The sequence below is a fragment of the Paraburkholderia sp. Ac-20342 genome (assembly GCF_017104985.1).
GTDB lineage: Bacteria > Pseudomonadota > Gammaproteobacteria > Burkholderiales > Burkholderiaceae > Paraburkholderia.
In genome coordinates this window covers 23,982-42,173 of sequence record NZ_JAAGPQ010000021.1, presented here as the reverse complement: position 1 = coordinate 42,173, position 18,192 = coordinate 23,982, and the positions used below count along the sequence as shown (strand labels likewise).

Sequence of the window (18,192 nt, the reverse complement as noted above, 5' to 3'; positions counted from 1 at the left end):
GTCCCCCATGTTATTCAAGCGTAGTGTTCGACGGATTCGAGCGACGCTGCCGCGAAGCCGTCTTCGGTAAACAGATGGCAGGCCGCACGCGGCACGCGCAGGCTCGCGCGCTCGCCTGGCGCGAGACGCGTTTCGCCCGGCGCCTTGGCAATCAGCACGGCGCCGCCGGGTTGATCGAGGTGAACGTAGCTGTGTTCGCCGAGCTGTTCGACGAGCGCGACGCTGCGCGTGAGCACGCCATCGGCCGGAGTCGTTGCCGATGCTGATACCGATACCGATACCGATGCTGATACGTCGGCGAATGCATCGACGAACTCGAGATGTTCGGGCCGCACGCCGAGCGTGACCGGCTGCGCGATTTGCAGACCCGTGCCGCTCACCGGCACGTGGATGTTTTCGGCGCTGTGATCGAGCGTGACAAGCACGCCTTGCGCGTCGATCGACGCGACTTTGCCCGGCAGAAAATTCATGCGCGGCGAACCGATAAAGCCGGCCACGAAACGACTCTTCGGATGCCGATACAATTCGAGCGGCGCGCCGATCTGCGCGATGCTGCCGTAGCGCTCGGTGTCCTTGCCTGCGTGCAGCAGCACGATCTTGTCGGCAAGCGTCATCGCTTCGATCTGATCGTGCGTGACGTAGACCACGCTCGCCTTCGCGAACTGCCTGTGCAGGCGCGCGATCTCGACGCGCGTTTGCCCGCGCAGCGTTGCATCGAGATTCGAGAGCGGCTCGTCGAACAGAAACACGCCGGGCTCGCGCACGATCGCGCGACCGATCGCAACGCGTTGCCTCTGTCCGCCCGAGAGTGCCTTGGGCCGCCGTTCGAGCAGCGCTTCGAGTTGCAGAATGCGCGCAGCTTCGCGTACCTTGCGCTCGATTTCGTCCTTCGGCGTTTTGGCGAGCTTCAGGCCGAAGGCCATGTTCTCGAACACGGTCATGTGCGGAAACAGCGCGTAGCTCTGGAACACCATCGCAACGCCGCGCTGCGCGGCGGGCACGTCGTTGACAATCTTCCCGCCGATCGCGAGGTCGCCGTCCGTCACGTCCTCGAGACCGGCGATCATGCGCAGCAGCGTGGACTTGCCGCAACCCGACGGCCCGAGGAACACGCAGAACTCGTTCTCCCCGATCTCCAGATCGACATCGCGGATCACCGGCGCGCCGTCGCCATACGCCTTCTGCACGCCTCGTAAGGAAATGCTCGCCATTGCATCGACTCCGTGATTTAATCGGCGCGAAGTCGGAGATTAAGCGCTTAATCAGCAGGACCGAAAAAATCGATCGCCTGCGATCGTTGGGGCTGTCTCCGATATCGTTTGTCTGCCTGTTCGACGACAGATGTTGCCGCGCCTTGCGCCGCGACGCAAATGCCGGGCAGACGTCCCAGATATTGAAAGCACCATGACTACACTCAGCGAAGTCGCGCGTCATGCCGGTGTCACGCCGGCCACCGTCTCCAACGTGCTGCGCAAGCGCGGCCGCGTCGGCGAGACGACCCGCCAGCGCGTGCTCGACGCGGTCAAGGCGCTCGGCTACCGCCCCCATCTCGCCGCGCGCGCGCTCGCCGAGGGCCGCGCGCCAACGCTCGCGCTGATGGTGTCGAGCATCGCCAATCCGTTCTATCCGGAGTTCGCGCTCGCGGTCGAGCGCGCGGCACGCACGAGCGGCCACTTCGTCATCATCTGCAATACGAATGAAAATCCGCTGACCGGCCGCGCGTATCTCGACCAGATTGCCGGCACACTCTCCGAGGGCGTGCTCGTGACCAATGCGAACCTCGATTTCGTGGACCTGCATGCGACCGAAGCACGCGGCACGCCGGTCGTGCTGTGCATGTGGGAGCGGCCCAACGAGCCGCCGGGGTTGCCGTGCGTCGCGGTCGACTTCCGGCTCGCGGGAGAGCTGGCCGGCGCGCATCTGCTCGCGCTCGGACATCGGCGCTTCGGCGCGATCGTCGGCAGCAAGGCCCAGGGTATTCACGCGGCACGCTACGAAGGTTTCGTCGACGCGCTGCGCGCGGGCGGCGTCGCGAAGAACCGCGTCAGGCACGCGGCCGATACGATCCACGGCGGCTACCTCGCGGCGCGTGCGCTGCTCGAAGCCGATCCCCAACTCACCGCGATCTTCGCGACCAACGACCTGCCCGCGCTCGGCGCGATGCACGCGGCCGCCGATCTTGGCCTGCGGGTGCCGCACGATCTGTCGGTGGTCGGCATCACCGACATCCAGCTCGCGCGCGAATCGCGTCCCGCGCTGACCACGGTGGCCGTGCCGACGGTCGAGGTCGCCGGGCTGGCGGTCGAGCTGTTGCGCGAGCTGATCGAGTCGTCGTATGGGCCGGCGGGACGCGCTGCGAATAAAGCGCCGGGGCCTGCGCCGATGCGGGTTTCGTCGGCACCGAAGCTGGTCGTGCGCGCCTCGACCGCGGCGCCGCGCGAGCGGTGACGCGGCCATCGGTGTGATCGCGGGGGTGTCACCGAGGCCACTGCCAAAGCGGCCACCAATACAGCGCGAATGTGGCCGTAACAACCGCATGCGCGTTACGTAGCGAACGTTTCAAGCACGCGTTTCATCGAGCAGCCGGCTCACCGGGACCACGCGCAAACGCCCGCCGCACGCGGCATAGCGGCGAGCGCGCCGCATCGCAAGCGCCTGACATGCAGTTGGCACGATCCCTGCAATCACTCCGGGACAAAGCCGAGCGCCGGCATCTTCGCCATGCCGCCCGCGCTCCCAACCGGCCAGGCCAAGGCCGCAACATGCAGGGATATTCGAATGACCGCCGCTCAACTGCTCGCTCAACCGCCAACGCAACCGCCAACGCAGCCGCCAGTGCAACCGACTCAAGCCGACCTCACGGCATCGCCCCACGACGCCGACGAAAACTTCGCGCAGCGCCATCCGCTGCAAATCGCCGTCTGCCTGCGCAATCTGCTGAACGGGCAGGACTTCGTGACAGTGGAGTTCGACGGCAGGCAGATCGTCACGCAGGTGCTCGACGTCGATTCGCGCAACGCACGCTTCGTATTCGACATGGGCAGCGTCGCCGACGACAATCGCGCGTTGCCCGCCGCGCCTCAGTTGACGTTTCGCAGTCTGCCCGGCGGCATCCGCACCGAATTCACGACGGGCGGCGCCACGCCCACCAGATTCGAAGGACGCTCCGCGTTCGAAGCGCCGTTCCCGCCGCTGCTCTACTACGTGCAGCGCCGCGAGTTCTTCCGCGTACAAACGCCGTTGCTCGATCCGTATCTCGCGATCGGCCCGTACGCGAACGGCGGTTCGTTCCGCCTCGAATTGCAGGACCTGTCGCTCGGCGGCATCGCGTTGAAGACTGCCGACGAGCGCTTCGGTTCGCTCGAAGCCGGCACCGTGCTGCACGACGTGACCTTGCAGCTCGGCAGTTTCGGTACGTTGCAACTGGATCTGCAAATCGTCGCGCCGCGCGCATTGACGACGCCGAAGGGCGACCGGCGTTATGTGATCGGCTGCAAATTCGCGTGCGCGCTCGGGCCCGCGGAGCGCACGCTGCAACGCGTCGTCACGCAACTCGAAACGAAACGGCAGACGCTCGCGCCGAGGCGGTAAGCCGACTCTGCGCACGTCATTGCGTCCCCTGCTCCGCGACGGTCTTCTCATCGGGACTATCGAGCAGGGGCTGCAACGCCGGCGCCATCGACTTCAGCAATTGCACGGCCAGGGCGCTCGTAAAGTCGTAGCGCGCCGCATACGGCTCGTGCGCCCACGCGGTCAGCGAACCGTAGAAACGGTCGCCGAGCGCGAACACGAAGGTCGCGCTGCGATTCACCTTGCGCGACTCGATGAGCCGCGCACCCTTCGCATACACATTCAGGCGCTGATCACCCGTGCCGGTCTTGCCGTAGACGTCGAGCGTTTCGCCATCGGGGAACGTCATGCCTTGCGCAAGACGCCTCGCGGTGCCGCCCGTCACGACGTCGCGCAGCAGCATCCGCACCACGCCCGCAATTTCCGGCGACACCTCTTGCTGCGGCGCAACCGATGCACGCTTGAAATGCGTCTCGTACGGCGTGTCTTTAGCGAAGTCGATCTGCGTGAGCGTTTCGGTCGGCACCTTGTTGCCGTCGTTCGCGATCACGCCGATCAATTGCGCGAGCGCTGCGGGCCGGTCGCCCGATGCGCCGATCGCGGCCGCATACGAAGGCGTGATCGACGCGAACGGATAACCGAGCGCCTGCCACGACTTGCCGATCGCGTCATACGCGCGCAGTTCGACCATGCGCTTGATGCGGCGATCCTGCGTCGCGTGATAGCGCGTCTTGAAGAGCCAGGAATAGGTGGACAGCCTCACGTCCCGACTCGCGCTATCGACTTGCGCGAGCGTCGCGTCGGGATGCGAGCGCAGGTAGTTGAGCGTCCACAGTTCGAGCGGATGCACGCCCGAGATATAGCCGCGGTCGTTCAGATTGAAGCGGTCGATACCGTATTTGTCGTATAGATTCGCGAGGTCTTCGTCGTCGAGTATCGAAGCGGCCGGCGTATTCTTCAGCGCCGCGCGCATCATCCGGTCGAACCACGCGTTCGATTCGTTCGGCGCGACGCTGCGCAATACGGTCGCCACTTTCGGCGGCGATTTGCGCACGCCGAGCAGCAGCAACGTGAGCGCCTGATCGGGTGCCTTGTCGTGATACTTCGTGTAGAAGCGCTTCATGTACACGCGGCTTTCCTGATCGGCGAAACGCGTGAGGTACATCTTGCGGGTCGCGGGATCGTCGAGCCATTGCGCCGACGGCCCGGTTGTCTGCACCATCTCGTAGTGGACGATGTCGCGCATCAGCCGCACGAACACGAGATTCACCGAATGCTGGAACGCACGATGCACGGTCAGGATGCGGCTATTGTCGTCGGATTCGAAGTTCGTGAAGGTTTGCGCGCCGCCGCCCGTGTAGAACGTTTCGCCGGGGCTCGCCGAGTATTTGCGCTCGACGGCCGCATCGAGCATCGGTTGCAGCGAATGGTCGCTGGTATGCAGCAGATAGTCGATTGCCCAGCGCGTCAATTGATCGTTAGGATCGGGCTTGACGGCCTTCAACTCCGCATTGCTTAGCGATGCATAGCGTGTGTGCAGTTCGGTGACGATCTGCAAATACGTGACGACGGTGCGCAGTTTCGCGGTCGAACCGAGATTCAGACGCGCGCCCGAGTTGATGTCGAACGGCTGGTTCACGCTGTCGGTCTGCACGCGCACGAGGTTCGCGCCGCCCTTGCGTTCGAACAGCGTGAAGCTGTAGGCGATATGCGAAGGATCGTCGGAGCCGCGCAGCATTTCGAAGCCGACGAGGCCCGCGGCCTTCGCGCCGTCGCGCGTCGCGGCGGCCGCGAGCCGTTCGCTGACGGCCTGCTGCACGGCGTTGTTGAGCGTGCCGCGCGCCTCGACGTCGAGGCGGTCGAGTTCGTAGAAGCTGCGCACGCCGAGTGCCGCGAGCAGATGCGAACGCATCGACGTCACGGCCTTGCGCGAAACGAACGAATCGTCGTTCGCGGCGACCTTCGTCGCGCGATGCAGGTCGACGTGCGCGGCGAGCGCGGCATCGCGCAACGGGGCCGATATCACGCCGCCGCTCGCGAGCAGACGCAGATAGCTGTCGGTCAACCGTTCGAGATCGGGGTAGCCGCGTTGCAGGAAAAACGACGGCGCGCGTTGCGCGATCATCAGCGAGAGCACCTCGCGAAACGCGGCGCCCTGCTCGCCGAGATTCGCCTGTGTCGACGGCGCTTTCAGCACACGATTGGTCTCGCGGAAATCGCGCCCGTACCATGCGGCGAGTCCGTCGCCAATACCATTGATTTCGCCGATGCCCGGCTGCGCCGAGAGCGGCACCGAGTTCAGATAATGCACCACGATCTGCTGACGCGCGGGCAGCGTCTGCGGACCGTTCAGATAGGCGCGCACCGACGCGGACGCGATCTGCCGCAGCTTTTCGGGCGGCGTCGCGGTGCGGCCGCCGGCCGAGTGACGGAATTTCTCGATCTGCGTGGCGAGCGTGCTGCCGCCCGGCGTCTGCTGATGACGATTGAAAACGCGCACGCCCTGGTCGGCGAGCGCGCGGCTGAAGCGCCCCCAGTCGATCGCCGGATTGCGGTTCGGCTGATTCGGATCGAGCAGATAGCGGTCTTCGATAAACAGCAGCGAATTCACGACGAGCGGCGGAATCGCCTCGAAGTTCTCGTAGGTGCGACCCGGAAAACGCGCGCTGAAAAGCGGCGCACCGATGCCGTCGAACAGTTGCAGACCGGCGGTGTCTTTTTCTTCGTAGGGCAGGAAAAGGCCGTGATCGGCAAGCGACACCATCCGCTCGGAATCGCGCGCCTGCGAGCTGATTTCGAAGCCGCGTTGCTGCAGCCGCTGTTCGATGGAAGGCAGCAGCGCGTAGCCGAGGCGTGTGTCGTAGGGGCCTTTATCGGCCTGCGGAAAACGGATCGACGGGCTGGGGCCGGCGGCGACGGAAAAGCCGACGTCGCGGGTCAGTTCGGAAAGGTAGCGTGCCTGCAGACGCGAGGTTTCTATTTCGATCTGCACAAGCCGGGCAAGCAGCGCGACCGCGACGAGGAACGCCACGGCCAGCCCCCATTTGAGCCAGGTCCGCACCGGCACGGTGCCGGTCGCGCGAAGCGGAAACCGAAGCGGTGGCCGATTCATGGCAGTTCTCCCCGAGCGATGACCAGGCTGCCGAACCTGGCTCGCGTCATTCGAATCAGTGTAGCGCGGAACCGGAAATCGCTCCTGGCCCGGATTGAGCCAACAGTGTCGCGGCTACAACACCCGCCGGCGGCAGATGACAGAACGGGAATCGCCGTGAGATATTGAAAGTCTTTCAGATCGGAAAAAACCGCCTTTTCAGGCGGTTTTTTCATTTTTCGCCGGTACTTTCGTCTGCATTCGCGCGTTCTATCGTACGGTATCCGATGCAATCCGGATTCCATCCATGATCGGCAACGCGCCGCGCGGCGGCACGCCGAAACCCGCGCCAGAGGCGGGTTTCGCCATGCTAAAATGCCTCGTCACTGCCGCTCGAATCCACAATGAAAAAGGGAAACAAGGCCATCGAGCCTGATACCAACGGCATCACGTCCAGCTCGCCGCGCGCCGACGCCCGGCGCAAGTACGACCCCGAGCAGACGAAGCGCAACATCCTCGACGTCGCGACCCAGGAGTTCTCCGCGATGGGACTGACGGGCGCGCGCGTCGATGCGATCGCGGAACGCACGAACACCACCAAGCGCATGCTGTACTACTACTTCGGCAGCAAGGAAGGGTTGTACCAGGCGGTGCTGGAGAAGGTGTATGGAGACATTCGTGCGCTCGAACAGGACCTGCACATCAGCGAACTCGATCCGGTCGAGGGCATGCGCGCGCTGGTCGAATTCACGTTCGACTACCACGACCGCCAGCGCGACTTCGTGCGCCTCGTCACGATCGAGAACATTCACGGCGCGAAGTACGTCGAGCAGGTCAAGACGTTCAAAGGCCGCAACGTTACCGTGATTCACACGATCGAAGACCTGCTGGCGCGCGGCATCGCGGCCGGGCAGTTCCGCAGCGACATCGATCCGATCGATCTGCATCTGATGATCAGCTCGTTATGCTTTCATCGCGTGGGAAACCGGCATACGTTCGGAACCGCCTTTGGCCGGGACCCGTCGCATCCGCGATTGCGGGCAAGGCATCGGGCAATGATCGTCGATGCGATCCTGAGGTTCGTGCGCAAGGAAGATTGAGCAGAAACGCCAAATCCCCGGTTACCGCCGCAATGCGGCGACAACCGGGGATTCGAAGAAAGCAAGGCAGCAAAGTCGAAGCCGCCGTTATCTCTCACGGCGGCTCGACCCTGGTGGGTGCTTAATCCGCCAGCACGATCCGCTTGATATCCCCGACCACGAAGATATACGACAGCGCCCCCACCAGCGCGATCACGCCGATAAACACGAGCGCGCCGACGAACGAACCGGTCGCTGCAACGATGAGCCCGACCACGAGCGGCGTCACGATACCCGCAAGGTTAGCGGCAAAATTGAAGATGCCGCCGGTCACGCCAAGCAGCCCTTCGGGCGCGATGTCCGAGACGAGCGTCCAGCCGAGCGCCGCCATTCCCTGCGCGAAAAACGCCACCGACAGAATTGCGATCACCACGACGTTGCTCTCGACATAGTTCGCGAGAATGATCGTCGAGGCGAGCAGCAGGCCGGCGATGATCGGCAGCTTGCGCGCGACGTTCGGCGACTTGCCGCGGCGCAGCAGCCAGTCGGAGAACACGCCGCCGAACATCACGCCGATCGACGCCGCGATAAACGGCATGATCGCGAAGAAGCCGATCTTCAGCCACGCCATATGACGCTCGGTAGCGAGGTAGGTCGGGAACCAGGTAAGGAAGAACACGAGCGTCGAATTGCCGGCGAACTGGCCGAGACAGATGCCGGTCAATTGCCGATGCTTGAGCAACTGCCCGATCGTGCGCCATTCGAAACTACGCTTCGGCGCGGCCGCCCCGGCATCGCCATCGAGTTTCGTCAGGCCGCCGCCCGCCTCGATATAGTCCAGCTCGGCCTGATTCACCGACGGATGATCGTGCGGCTCGCGGTACAGCAGCCACCACACCACGCCGAACACGATACCGACGCCGCCGACCACGAGGAAGAGCGAGCGCCAGCCGAACGCGCCCATCAGCATGAACAGGAACGGGCTGAAAAACGCGAGGCCGATATATTCGCCGACCGTGTAGGTGCCGGTCGCCATCGCGCGTTCGCTCTGCGGGAACCATGTGGCGACCACTCGGCTATTGGTCGGAAAGCACGGCGATTCCGACACGCCAAGGCCGAGACGGAACGCGAACAGCGCGCCGATGCCATGCACGAGGCCCTGCGCGAGCGTGCAGAGCGACCAGAACGTCATCGACAGAAAGTAAGTGATCTTGCTGCCGAAGCGGTCGAGAAACAGACCGCCCGGAATCTGCGCGGCCACGTAGCTCCACGAGAACACGGAAAACAGCAGCCCCATCAGCGCGGCGTTGATGCCGAGTTCCTTCGTCAGCTGCGGCGCCGCGATGCCGAGCACCGTGCGGTCGAGATAATTGATCATCGTGCCGACGGCGAGCAGCGCGAGGATCTTGTAGCGGGCCTTCGAGCGGCGCCCGGTGCCCGTCACGCCGTTCTGAAGCGGCGTACTGGTTGAACTGGATTGAATCGGTTGCGACATATCGTGCTGCTCTCCTCAAGCAGAGTGTGCCCGGCCATACGCTGCCGGTCGGCGGCCCTCGGCGGGCGGACTCAGGGACGCTCAGGGACGCCCGAGCAACGACTGGAAGTGCGTGTAGACGCGCTCGGCGTCGGGCTCGAGCCCCGTGAAAATGCGCATCGCGTCGACGGCCTGGTAGACCGCCATGCCGCCGCCGCTCAGCGTGCGGCAGCCGAGCGCTTCGGCCGCCTGCAGAAGCGCGGTGCGAATCGGGAAATAGACGATGTCGGCGACCCACAGGTCGCGGTGCAGCAATTCGGCCGGCAGCGGCAGGCCCGGCATCTTGGCCATGCCGGTCGGCGTGGCGTGAATCAGCCCTTGCGCGGCAGCCAGAGACTCCGCGAGCGAGGCGCCCGCGCTGACCTTCGCCGCGGGGAAGCGCTTCTGCAATTCGTCGGCGAGCGACTGCGCGCGGCTTGCGTCGACGTCGAACAGCGTCAGCGCTTGCGTGCCCATGTTGAGCGCCGCATGCGCGACCGCCGCGCCCGCCCCGCCCGCGCCGAGTTGCACGACGCGTTCGAGCGACACGTCCGGCAGGCCGCGCTGGAACGCGCGCGCGAAACCGGACCAGTCGGTGTTGTGGCCGATGCGCTTGCCGTCCTTGAACAGCACGGTGTTGACCGCGCCGAGCGCGCGCGCGTCGTCGGAGAGTTCGTCGAGCAGCGGGATGACAGCCTGCTTGCACGGATACGTAATGTTCAGGCCGTTGTAACCCATGCGTTCGGCGGCCGTCAGCAATTCAGGCAGCGCGGCGGCGTCGAGCTTCAGCGCTTCGAGATCGATACGGCGATACACGTAGTGCAGGCCGAGCTTGCTGCCCTCTTCCTCGTGCATCGCGGGCGTGAGCGAACCGCTGATGCCCGCGCCGATCAGGCCGACCAGGTACGAGTGGCCGGTTGCGCGCAAGCTCGCCTGCGAGTTCGCCATCGCAGCGATCTGCGCGGCCGTACGAGTGTTCTCTTGAGTGTTCATGTTGTCGCCCTATCCTTAAGAATCGTCGCCATCCGCTCGGGAGCGAGCACATAGCCCTGAGTGCCGCAACCGGCGATGAGCGCGTCCGCCATCGCCGGCACCGACGAATGATGGCGGCGCCCGAGGCGCCTTTTCGACGCGTAGCGAAGTGTGCGCGCATCGGCCGTCGCCGTCATTCGGGGTTTCTACGAATTTGTACCATCTAGTTAGTTCGGATAGACTGTCGAAACTCGCGGTTAGTGTGGCGTATTCTTGCCTGTGTCCTGCCGGCGTGCATAATGAACCGACTCGTTTTGCGCGCCGCAACATAGCGGCCGGAAGACGCGTCCCGTACTGTTTCGCCGCTCATCCTTCCCCATCGTTTGTCCGTTTTTGCCGGAGCCGTTCATGCAACGTTCGATTGCCACCGTGTCGATTAGCGGCACCCTCGTCGAGAAGCTGAGCGCGATCCGCGCGGCCGGTTTCGAAGGCGTGGAAATCTTCGAGAATGACCTGCTGTATTTCGACGGCTCGCCCGCCGACGTGCGCCGCATCGCCGCGGACCTCGGCCTGAAGATCATGCTGTTCCAGCCGTTTCGCGACTTCGACGGCGTCAGCCCCGAGAGGCTCGCGCGCAATCTCGAACGCGCGAAACGCAAGTTCGAGGTCATGCACGAACTCGGCACGGACCGCATTCTCGTATGCAGCAACGTGTCGCCGGAAACGATCTGCGACGACGCGCTGATGATCGACCAGCTCGGCGCGCTCGCCCGCGCGGCCGAGGAGGCCGGTGTGATCGCCGGCTACGAGGCGCTCGCGTGGGGCAAGCACGTGAGCACGTACCGTCACGCGTGGAAGCTCGTCGACGCGGTCAATCATCCGAACCTCGGGCTCGTGCTCGACAGCTTCCATACGCTGTCGCTGAACGACACGGTCGATGCGATCGCCGACATTCCGGGCGAGCGCATCGCGTTCGTGCAGATCGCCGACGCGCCGAAGCTCGCGATGGACGTGATCGAATGGAGCCGCCACTACCGCTGCTTCCCCGGCCAGGGCGACCTCGATGTCGCGAACTTCACCGCGCAGGTCGTCAAGTCGGGCTACCAGGGCCCGCTGTCGCTCGAGATTTTCAACGACGGTTTCCGCGCCGCCCCCACCACGATCACGGCCGCCGACGGCCACCGCTCGCTGCTGTTCCTCGAAGAGCAGACCCGCGCGCTGCTGGAAGAACAGCAGGCGCCGGGCAAGACCGGCGATCTGTACCAGTCGCCGGCCGCCCCCGCGCACGTCGGCTATCAGTTCCTCGAATTCGCGGTCGACCACACCACGCGCACGCAGCTCGCCGACTGGCTCGGCAAGCTGCGCTTCCGGCAGGCCGGCCAGCATCGCTCGAAAGACGTGACGCTGTACCAGCACGGCGCGGCGTCGATCGTGCTGAACGCCGAGCCCGACTCGTTCGCCAACGCGTTCTTCCAGCAGCACGGTCTGTCGCTGTGCGCGTCGGCGTTTCGCGTCGACAACGCGAAACAGGCGTTCGAGCGCGCGGCCGGCTTCGGCTACGCGCCGTTCTCCGGCCAGATCGGCCCGAACGAGCGCGTGTTGCCCGCGGTGCAGGGGCCGGACAGCAGCCTCAACTATTTCGTCGACGAAACGCCGGATCAACCCACGCTGTTCGAAGCCGACTTCATCCTGACCGACATCAACGGCCCGACCGAGGTGGGTCCGCTCACGCGCATCGATCACGTGTGCCTGTCGGTGCCGGCCAACTCGCTCGATACGTGGGTGTTGTTCCTGCGCACCGCGTTCGGCTTTCAGGCCGAGCCCGGCGTGCTCGTGCCCGATCCGTACGGACTCGTGCGCAGCCGCGCGCTGCGCAGCCGCGACGGCTCGGTGCGGATCGCACTCAATGCGTCGGTGGACCGTCATACGGCGGTGGCCGAGGCGCTGCACACGTACCACGGCTCCGGTCTGAACCACGTCGCGTTCAGCACCGGCGACATCTTCAGCGCGATTCCCGAGTTCGTCGCCAACGGCGTGCCGGTGCTGCGCATCCCGCGCAACTACTACGACGATCTCGAAGCCCGCTACGCGCTGTCCGACACGCTGCTCGAAGCGATGCGCGCGAACAATATCCTCTACGACCGCGACGAGCGCGGCGGCGAGTTTTTCCATGCATACACGGAACAGCTCGACCAGCGCTTTTTCCTCGAAATCGTCGAGCGGCGCGGCGGTTATGACGGCTATGGCGCGGCCAATGCGGCGGTGCGGCTCGCCGCGCAGGCGCAGCGGCGGAAGTAAGCCAGGTGAAAGCGCGGTGCGGGCCTGTTGTTCTCGCGGGTTGCCGCGCCGCCGCCAGGGCGTGCTTCGGTCGAAGAAGGTGACTGACTGAACGGTCGGCCGCCCGAAAGCATCCGTTGCGAAACGGATGCTTTCGCACTGTATCCACCCGCGCGGCGATGGCGGCTGGCTGTACCTCCTCTCTCTCCTGTCAGGCAAGCTCTCCGTTCTCTGGCACGCCGCGTGCGTCTCCAACCGAAGCCCATTCGCCGCCTCGATATAATGGCGCCTGTTTTGCGACCTGGCCCGTGCGCCGTGCATTCCGCGCGGCGCGGCAGCCGGTGCGCCAGCCGAAACACTGAATCAACGCCTGGAGAGATATGAAGAAGTTCGCCGTCGCCCTGTCCCTTCCGCTGCTCGTCAGCGCTTGCGCGTATTTCCAGAAAAATCCGGATGCCGGCGAGCCCGTCACGGACACCACGACACAGCGCTCCGTCGACGACGTCGTCTCCTGCCTGACGCAGATCGCCAACCATCACAACGCCGCATTCAAGTCGACGGAGATCCCGCAGGGTCAGATGCTCGATTTCGGCGACTCGAACATCATCAAGGTACGCAGCGACAACGGCGCGACGACTTACCGTTTCTATGCGGGCAAGCGTCACGTCAGCAATCTGTGGCTCGAAGCGGCGGGCAAGACCTGCGCCCCATAAGGGTTGACGGGCGGTTTGCGCGGTGCGCACGGGAAGTTCCGGGCGCCGGAATTCGCTTTATTGCAACGTTCATGTCACGGTGTTACAGGACAATGGTGTCTTAAGAATCGTTTAAGACTTCGTCATCATGATCCCCCGGACATGATCCAGCACGAGGTGCGCTCCATGAACCAGCCCGAACCGAACATCAACGAAACACCGGCCAAACGGCCTACCATCCTGCGCCGTCTGCTGAGTCACCATGAACTGGCAACGTTGCTGCTGCTGTTGCACGCACCGATCGACGCATCCGCGAAACCCGAAATTCCGCAGCTTTACGAAGCCGGTCTCGTCGAAACGATTGCGAACGACGCCGGCGCCGCACACATCCGCCTAACGCCCGAGGGCAATGCGGTTTTGCGAGGGCTCGGGGTCAAGTAACAACAGCGCGCGAGGCGTCGCAATCCATTTGAGGCCGCGTCAATGTTTATCGTCGACGCGGCCTTTTCCATTTTGCCCCTCAAGCCTGCCACACCCCATACCCCGCTTCGCGCAGCCCGATCGCCAGTTCCACCTCCATATCCTGCGCGCCGCGATAAGGCATCGGATTGAACACCTCGTACAACTCGGGCAGCAGACGCAGCCCGTAATCGCGCACGTAGCGATTGGCCTGAATGCCGGCCTTGTGGCGATCGAAACGCAGATCGGGGTCGAGCCCCGTCATGCCGACATAGACGCACGGCTTGTCAAACCGGTAATCGGGATTCGCGCGGCGAAAGCGCGCCTCGTTCCAGACGGTGTCGTCGAGCGCGACGACGTACACGTAATAGTGGTGTCCGCGACGGGCCATGGGCGTGAGGCGCGGTTCAGCCGCGCAGCGTGCCGTGCAGCAGCATCCGGTATTCGGTCGGCGTGACGCCGACCGTCGCCTTGAATTGCCGCGTGAACGCGCTGTGATCGGTGTAGCCGCAACGCGCGGCGACGTCCGTAACCTTGTCGTGCGACACCAGCAGCGCGGTCGCCGCGTCGAGCCGCGTCTTCAGCAACACCTGGCGTGGCGTCAGATGAAACACCTTGTGAAAATAGCGCTCCAGTTGCGCGACCGACATATTGGCCAGCGCCGCCAGTTGCTTCAGATTCAGCGGCTGTACGTAGTTTTCCTGGATCGACTGCACGACCGCGGCAAGGCGGCTGTAGGCCGGATGGCTGCTTTCGCCGGTCTTCAGATCGCGCGAAATGCCGGCGAGCCCGACAACCTTGCCGGTGGCGTCGCGCAGCGGCTGCTTGCAGGTCAGGCACCAGCCCGGCGTCCGCCCCGGGTACAGAGGCAATTCGAGCTGGTCGAGCATCTGGGCGCCAACGTCGATGATCGCCTTGTCCTGCGCGGTATAGACGCGCCCGAAGCGGCGCGGGAATACGTCCTCGGCAGTCTTGCCGAGCAGCGCGGCCTTCTCCTTGAAGCCGCAGCGCGAGGCAAGCGTGCGGTTGACGAGCGTGTAACGCGCCGCGGCGTCCTTCACGAAGAAAACGACGTCCGGCATCGCATCGAACACCGGCTCGAGCAATCTGAAGTGCGACAGCATGCCGGACAAGATCGTGTCGTCCGGTTCGAGCGAATAAGCCAGCGTGTCGATCATGCGGGTTCCGTTGGTCCGTACCTCGTTGAATGCGTTCAGGACGCGTTCGCGAGTCGCTGCGCCGGCACGGCCGAAGCAGTTTGCATATTCGGCCGATTATAGAACCGCGCGCCGCCCGGCAAACTCGCGAAGCCCAGCAGCGAGTCGTTCGTCACGGCGATAGGGTCGATCAAGGCGCCGTGGGCACCGGTGACCTCCCGCGCGATCGACGCGTCGCGTCGACGCACGGCTCAGGCTAGGCTTGGCCAAGCCGGACCACCGCTTTCGCAGAAGCCACGGCAAGGTCAGACGCGAATTTCAGCACGAACTACCCCGCCGCATACGAGCCGCCATTTGAAGCCAAACCCTCAAACCGCTTCGACCAGCGCCAGCGCGAATGCCGCCGTGCGCGCGACCTCGCCCGCCACTTCGACGCTGGCCACCTCCTCGCGCACACCCATCAGCCGATAACCGCTGCGATACACGGGCTGCAAGCTAAAACCATTGCGCCGCTCGATCTCGAGCAACTGACGCAGCCGCGACACGTGGCTATCGATCGTGCGAGTCAGATCGTTCAGTTCGCGGCCCCAGACTATTGCGTAGATATGGTCGCGCGACATCACCCAGCCGACGCTGGAGAAGAACAGTGCGGCGAGGTCGAACTGCGTGGGTGACAGCGGCACCCGCTTGCCACGCAGCATGACCTGCTTGCCGACGGTGTCGAAGCGGTAAGGACCGCGCTCGAAGCTCGCCGCCGCACGACGGCGCTCGGGATAAACGCGCCGCACCAGCGCCGCGACGCGCGCGCGAAATTCCTCAGGACGTAACGGCAACGTGACGTAGTCGTCCGCGCCGTCGACAAGCGCGCGCACCATGCTTTGCTCCGATGCGTCGCGCGACACGAACATGATCGGCACGCGCTCGCCGGCGGCTTTGCGCACCGAGTGCAGCAGCTCCGCGCCGAAAGGCCGTGTGCCCTGCCAGTCGAGCACCAGCAGATCCACCGTGGAACGGGTGAGCGCCTTCGAGATACCAAGGTTGTCGCGATATACCGTGCAGAAGTAACCGGAGCTTGCGAGAACCCGCTCGATCAACTCGCGCACGACCGGGTCGTGCTGAAAAACGGCGACGCGCATGAAATGGACTCCCGAGAAGCGAACTCGAACCATTCTCGGACGTGGCCGCCTTCGCTCCCATAGGAGCACTCCTAATTTGCGTCTGCCGCGGCACGGTTGCGTCGATCTCCATGAAAAAGCCGTTGCGGCGGCTTTCAATCGAGCCGGTCAGTCTGATTAAACACGTCCGGAGAAGGCCAGCTTTCATCGCGCAAAGCCGCACCGGTTTCAGTCGCCTAAGCGCCCACGGCAACCACCGCATCCATACTTCACGCCGCGCCGAAGCATGGCGCGCCACATCTGGCTTACGATGCAGCCATGAACTCAAGTACCCGCCCCCTCTCGCCCGCTCCTGGCCGCGTTCTCGCGACGGTCAGCGTCGGCTTCGTCGTCACGCAGCTCGACGTGACCATCGTCAATATCGCGCTGCCGCGCATCGGTGCGGACCTGCAGGCGAATGTCGCGGGCCTGCAATGGGTCGTCGATGCCTATACGCTCGCGTTCGCGGTGCTGATGCTGTCGGCGGGCGCGCTCGGCGACCGCTTCGGCGCGCGACGCATGTACGCGGCCGGAATCGTGCTGTTCGCGCTCGCATCGCTCGCCTGCGGGCTTGCGCTCGACGCAACCATGCTGGTCGGCGCGCGCGCCCTGCAAGGCATCGGCGCCGCCGCGATGCTGCCGAATTCCCTCGCGTTGCTCAATCAGTCGTACGGACACGACCCCAGGCTGCGAGCACGCGCGGTCGGCCTGTGGACCGCGTCCGGCGCGATTTCGATTGCGGCGGGGCCGGTTGCGGGCGGTTTGCTGATCGCCGCGTTCGGCTGGCGCAGCATTTTCCTCGTCAATCTGCCGATCTGCGCGGCGGGCCTGCTCGCGACGCTGCGCTGGATACCGTGTCCGCAAGCCACGCGTGCCGCCACGCCACCTGAAGCGCGGACCGCGGTCGGCGGCAGCGCTAACACCAACGCCGCGCCGCGCGGTGTCGACCTCGGCGGCCAGTGTCTCGCGATCGTCGCGCTGACCGCGTTCGTCGCCGCCGTGATCGAATGGCGGCCGCTCGGCCTCGCTCACCCGATCGTGGCCGGCGGCTTCGTTCTCGCACTCGTCGCGGCGGGCGCCTTCGTGTTCGTCGAGCGGCGCGTCGCGAACCCGATGCTGCCGCTGTCGCTATTCGGCAAGCGCACGTTCAGCGCGGCGGTGCTGTTCGGCATCTGCGTAAACTTCACGTACTACGGGATGGTGTTCGTGCTGAGCCTTTATCTGCAACGCGTGCGCGCTTACACGCCGTTGCAGGCGGGACTCGCGTTCCTGCCGCTGACGGGGGGCTTCCTGATTTCGAACGTGGCGAGCGGCTGGGTGGTCGGGCGCTTCGGCGTGCGCGTGCCGATGATTCTCGGCGCGATTACGGCCGGCCTCGGCTACGGCCTGCTTCATTTCGTCGATGCCGCCACGCCGCTCGCCGGCCTGCTGGTGCCGTTCCTGCTGATTCCGTCGGGCATGGGACTCGCGGTGCCGGCGATGACCACCGCCGTGCTCGCATCGACCGAAGCGAAACGCGCGGGCACGGCGTCGGCGGTCCTGAACACGGCGCGACAGGCCGGTGGCGCGGTGGGCGTGGCCGCCTTCGGTGCGCTCGCGGGCGGCGCGGCCGCGACCCAGATCGTCCTCGGGATGCAGATGGCGACTGCCCTCTCGGTAGCGCTGCTGGCGCTGGGCGGGATACTCGCATGCCTCGTGCATCCGGAGCCGCATGCGGCGGCACAGACCGTGCGCGAAGCTCGCACGCGACGGATGAGCGAAGGGTAAGCAAAAGGTGAACGAATCGGACAAAGCGAACGAATCGCGTTGATGAAAAACAAACCCCCGCGCTGCACAACGCAGCGCGGGGGTTTTTTGACATGCAGGCGTGACCGCCTGAACCGATACGTGAGCAACCACCTGAGCAACGCGCGCCGCCAGCATCGCCTAAAGCGCCCCCTCCTGAATCGTGCCGGTGTCGACCGCGCGTTCGATCAAGCCTTCGTTGCGCGCCTTGGCGATCGCATCGGCAATCAGCTTTTCCGGCTCGGCGATTCCCGCCTTCAGCGTGCCGATGAATCCCGATGCATCCAGAACCACCAGCGTCTTCGCCGAATCGGCGAAGCTGATGATCACGCGATGCGGCGTCGGCCCTTCGCCCAGGCTCGCGCACAATTGCGTGAGCTTGCCGCCAATCATCTGCTCGAAGTTCTGAATCATGATGTGCTCCCTTGATAGCCGCGGAATGA

General features: G+C 64.8%; 15 protein-coding genes and 1 pseudogene. 7 read left to right on the top strand and 9 right to left on the bottom strand.

What is annotated here, in order from left to right; all coding sequences use genetic code 11:
• Positions 1-14: 14 nt before the first annotated feature.
• Positions 15-1,211, bottom strand: a complete 1,197-nt coding sequence (gene ugpC, locus G3N58_RS11450) for a sn-glycerol-3-phosphate ABC transporter ATP-binding protein UgpC (RefSeq protein ID WP_205999204.1) — start codon at positions 1,209-1,211, stop codon at positions 15-17.
• Positions 1,212-1,404: 193 nt separating this feature from the next.
• Here ugpC and G3N58_RS11445 point away from each other — a divergent pair, with 193 nt between their 5' ends.
• Positions 1,405-2,448, top strand: coding sequence for a LacI family DNA-binding transcriptional regulator (locus G3N58_RS11445; RefSeq protein ID WP_205988544.1), 1,044 nt, complete (start codon positions 1,405-1,407; stop codon positions 2,446-2,448).
• Positions 2,449-2,835: 387 nt separating this feature from the next.
• On the top strand, positions 2,836-3,591 hold the full coding sequence (locus G3N58_RS11440; RefSeq protein WP_346777780.1) for a flagellar brake protein: 756 nt from the start codon (positions 2,836-2,838) through the stop codon (positions 3,589-3,591).
• Between the two features lie 16 nt (positions 3,592-3,607).
• On the opposite strand, the gene G3N58_RS11435 is transcribed toward G3N58_RS11440, so the two are convergent.
• Positions 3,608-6,682 (bottom strand): transglycosylase domain-containing protein, encoded by a 3,075-nt coding sequence (locus tag G3N58_RS11435; RefSeq protein ID WP_205999202.1) that lies wholly within the window; start codon positions 6,680-6,682, stop codon positions 3,608-3,610.
• A gap of 383 nt (positions 6,683-7,065) precedes the next feature.
• Between G3N58_RS11435 and G3N58_RS11430 the strand changes: the two genes are divergently transcribed.
• Complete coding sequence (locus tag G3N58_RS11430; RefSeq protein WP_167043731.1) at positions 7,066-7,761, top strand: TetR/AcrR family transcriptional regulator; 696 nt, start codon at positions 7,066-7,068, stop codon at positions 7,759-7,761.
• A gap of 121 nt (positions 7,762-7,882) precedes the next feature.
• On the opposite strand, the gene G3N58_RS11425 is transcribed toward G3N58_RS11430, so the two are convergent.
• The 3 genes and pseudogenes from G3N58_RS11425 to G3N58_RS34150 all read right to left on the bottom strand — a co-directional run.
• Entirely contained in the window at positions 7,883-9,235 is a 1,353-nt protein-coding gene (locus tag G3N58_RS11425) for an MFS transporter (protein WP_167043729.1), read from the bottom strand.
• A gap of 81 nt (positions 9,236-9,316) precedes the next feature.
• Complete coding sequence (locus tag G3N58_RS11420) at positions 9,317-10,246, bottom strand: shikimate dehydrogenase (protein WP_167043727.1); 930 nt, start codon at positions 10,244-10,246, stop codon at positions 9,317-9,319.
• Positions 10,243-10,362: pseudogene (locus G3N58_RS34150) on the bottom strand (3-dehydroquinate dehydratase); the annotation flags it as partial. The pseudogene G3N58_RS34150 and the gene G3N58_RS11420, both read right to left, overlap by 4 nt.
• 271 nt (positions 10,363-10,633) lie before the next feature.
• Between G3N58_RS34150 and G3N58_RS11415 the strand changes: the two are divergent.
• The 3 genes from G3N58_RS11415 to G3N58_RS11405 all read left to right on the top strand — a co-directional run bounded on the left by G3N58_RS11415 (position 10,634) and on the right by G3N58_RS11405 (position 13,635).
• Positions 10,634-12,523 carry a sugar phosphate isomerase/epimerase and 4-hydroxyphenylpyruvate domain-containing protein gene (locus G3N58_RS11415; protein ID WP_205988548.1) on the top strand — a complete coding sequence of 630 codons (1,890 nt, stop codon included), beginning with the start codon at positions 10,634-10,636 and terminating at the stop codon, positions 12,521-12,523.
• A gap of 359 nt (positions 12,524-12,882) precedes the next feature.
• On the top strand, positions 12,883-13,215 hold the full coding sequence (locus G3N58_RS11410; RefSeq protein ID WP_167043723.1) for a hypothetical protein: 333 nt from the start codon (positions 12,883-12,885) through the stop codon (positions 13,213-13,215).
• Between the two features lie 165 nt (positions 13,216-13,380).
• Complete coding sequence (locus tag G3N58_RS11405; protein ID WP_167043721.1) at positions 13,381-13,635, top strand: hypothetical protein; 255 nt, start codon at positions 13,381-13,383, stop codon at positions 13,633-13,635.
• A gap of 79 nt (positions 13,636-13,714) precedes the next feature.
• Here G3N58_RS11405 and G3N58_RS11400 read toward each other — a convergent pair whose 3' ends face one another.
• From G3N58_RS11400 to G3N58_RS11390, 3 genes are all read right to left on the bottom strand, one after another.
• Entirely contained in the window at positions 13,715-14,044 is a 330-nt protein-coding gene (locus G3N58_RS11400; protein WP_167043719.1) for a hypothetical protein, read from the bottom strand.
• 16 nt (positions 14,045-14,060) lie between these two features.
• Complete coding sequence (locus tag G3N58_RS11395; protein ID WP_167043962.1) at positions 14,061-14,828, bottom strand: AraC family transcriptional regulator; 768 nt, start codon at positions 14,826-14,828, stop codon at positions 14,061-14,063.
• 350 nt (positions 14,829-15,178) lie between these two features.
• The gene (locus G3N58_RS11390; RefSeq protein ID WP_205999201.1) at positions 15,179-15,946 is read right to left on the bottom strand and encodes a response regulator transcription factor; all 768 of its coding nucleotides are present in this window, start codon (positions 15,944-15,946) and stop codon (positions 15,179-15,181) included.
• A gap of 297 nt (positions 15,947-16,243) precedes the next feature.
• Here G3N58_RS11390 and G3N58_RS11385 point away from each other — a divergent pair, with 297 nt between their 5' ends.
• Positions 16,244-17,731, top strand: a complete 1,488-nt coding sequence (locus G3N58_RS11385; RefSeq protein WP_205999200.1) for an MFS transporter — start codon at positions 16,244-16,246, stop codon at positions 17,729-17,731.
• 159 nt (positions 17,732-17,890) lie between these two features.
• Here the strand turns inward: G3N58_RS11385 and G3N58_RS11380 are convergent, their stop codons facing one another.
• The gene (locus tag G3N58_RS11380) at positions 17,891-18,163 is read right to left on the bottom strand and encodes a hypothetical protein (protein ID WP_167043713.1); all 273 of its coding nucleotides are present in this window, start codon (positions 18,161-18,163) and stop codon (positions 17,891-17,893) included.
• Positions 18,164-18,192 lie beyond the last annotated feature (29 nt).

Coding starts and splice junctions, on each gene's coding strand:
- G3N58_RS11400 (WP_167043719.1), bottom strand. CDS start 14,044: ATGGCCCGTCGCGGACACCACTATTACGTGTACGTCGTCGCGCTCGAC.
- G3N58_RS11380 (WP_167043713.1), bottom strand. CDS start 18,163: ATGATTCAGAACTTCGAGCAGATGATTGGCGGCAAGCTCACGCAATTG.
- G3N58_RS11390 (WP_205999201.1), bottom strand. CDS start 15,946: ATGCGCGTCGCCGTTTTTCAGCACGACCCGGTCGTGCGCGAGTTGATC.
- G3N58_RS11385 (WP_205999200.1), top strand. CDS start 16,244: ATGAACTCAAGTACCCGCCCCCTCTCGCCCGCTCCTGGCCGCGTTCTC.
- ugpC (WP_205999204.1), bottom strand. CDS start 1,211: ATGGCGAGCATTTCCTTACGAGGCGTGCAGAAGGCGTATGGCGACGGC.
- G3N58_RS11420 (WP_167043727.1), bottom strand. CDS start 10,246: ATGAACACTCAAGAGAACACTCGTACGGCCGCGCAGATCGCTGCGATG.
- G3N58_RS11430 (WP_167043731.1), top strand. CDS start 7,066: ATGAAAAAGGGAAACAAGGCCATCGAGCCTGATACCAACGGCATCACG.
- G3N58_RS11435 (WP_205999202.1), bottom strand. CDS start 6,682: ATGAATCGGCCACCGCTTCGGTTTCCGCTTCGCGCGACCGGCACCGTG.
- G3N58_RS11415 (WP_205988548.1), top strand. CDS start 10,634: ATGCAACGTTCGATTGCCACCGTGTCGATTAGCGGCACCCTCGTCGAG.
- G3N58_RS11425 (WP_167043729.1), bottom strand. CDS start 9,235: ATGTCGCAACCGATTCAATCCAGTTCAACCAGTACGCCGCTTCAGAAC.
- G3N58_RS11405 (WP_167043721.1), top strand. CDS start 13,381: ATGAACCAGCCCGAACCGAACATCAACGAAACACCGGCCAAACGGCCT.
- G3N58_RS11445 (WP_205988544.1), top strand. CDS start 1,405: ATGACTACACTCAGCGAAGTCGCGCGTCATGCCGGTGTCACGCCGGCC.
- G3N58_RS11410 (WP_167043723.1), top strand. CDS start 12,883: ATGAAGAAGTTCGCCGTCGCCCTGTCCCTTCCGCTGCTCGTCAGCGCT.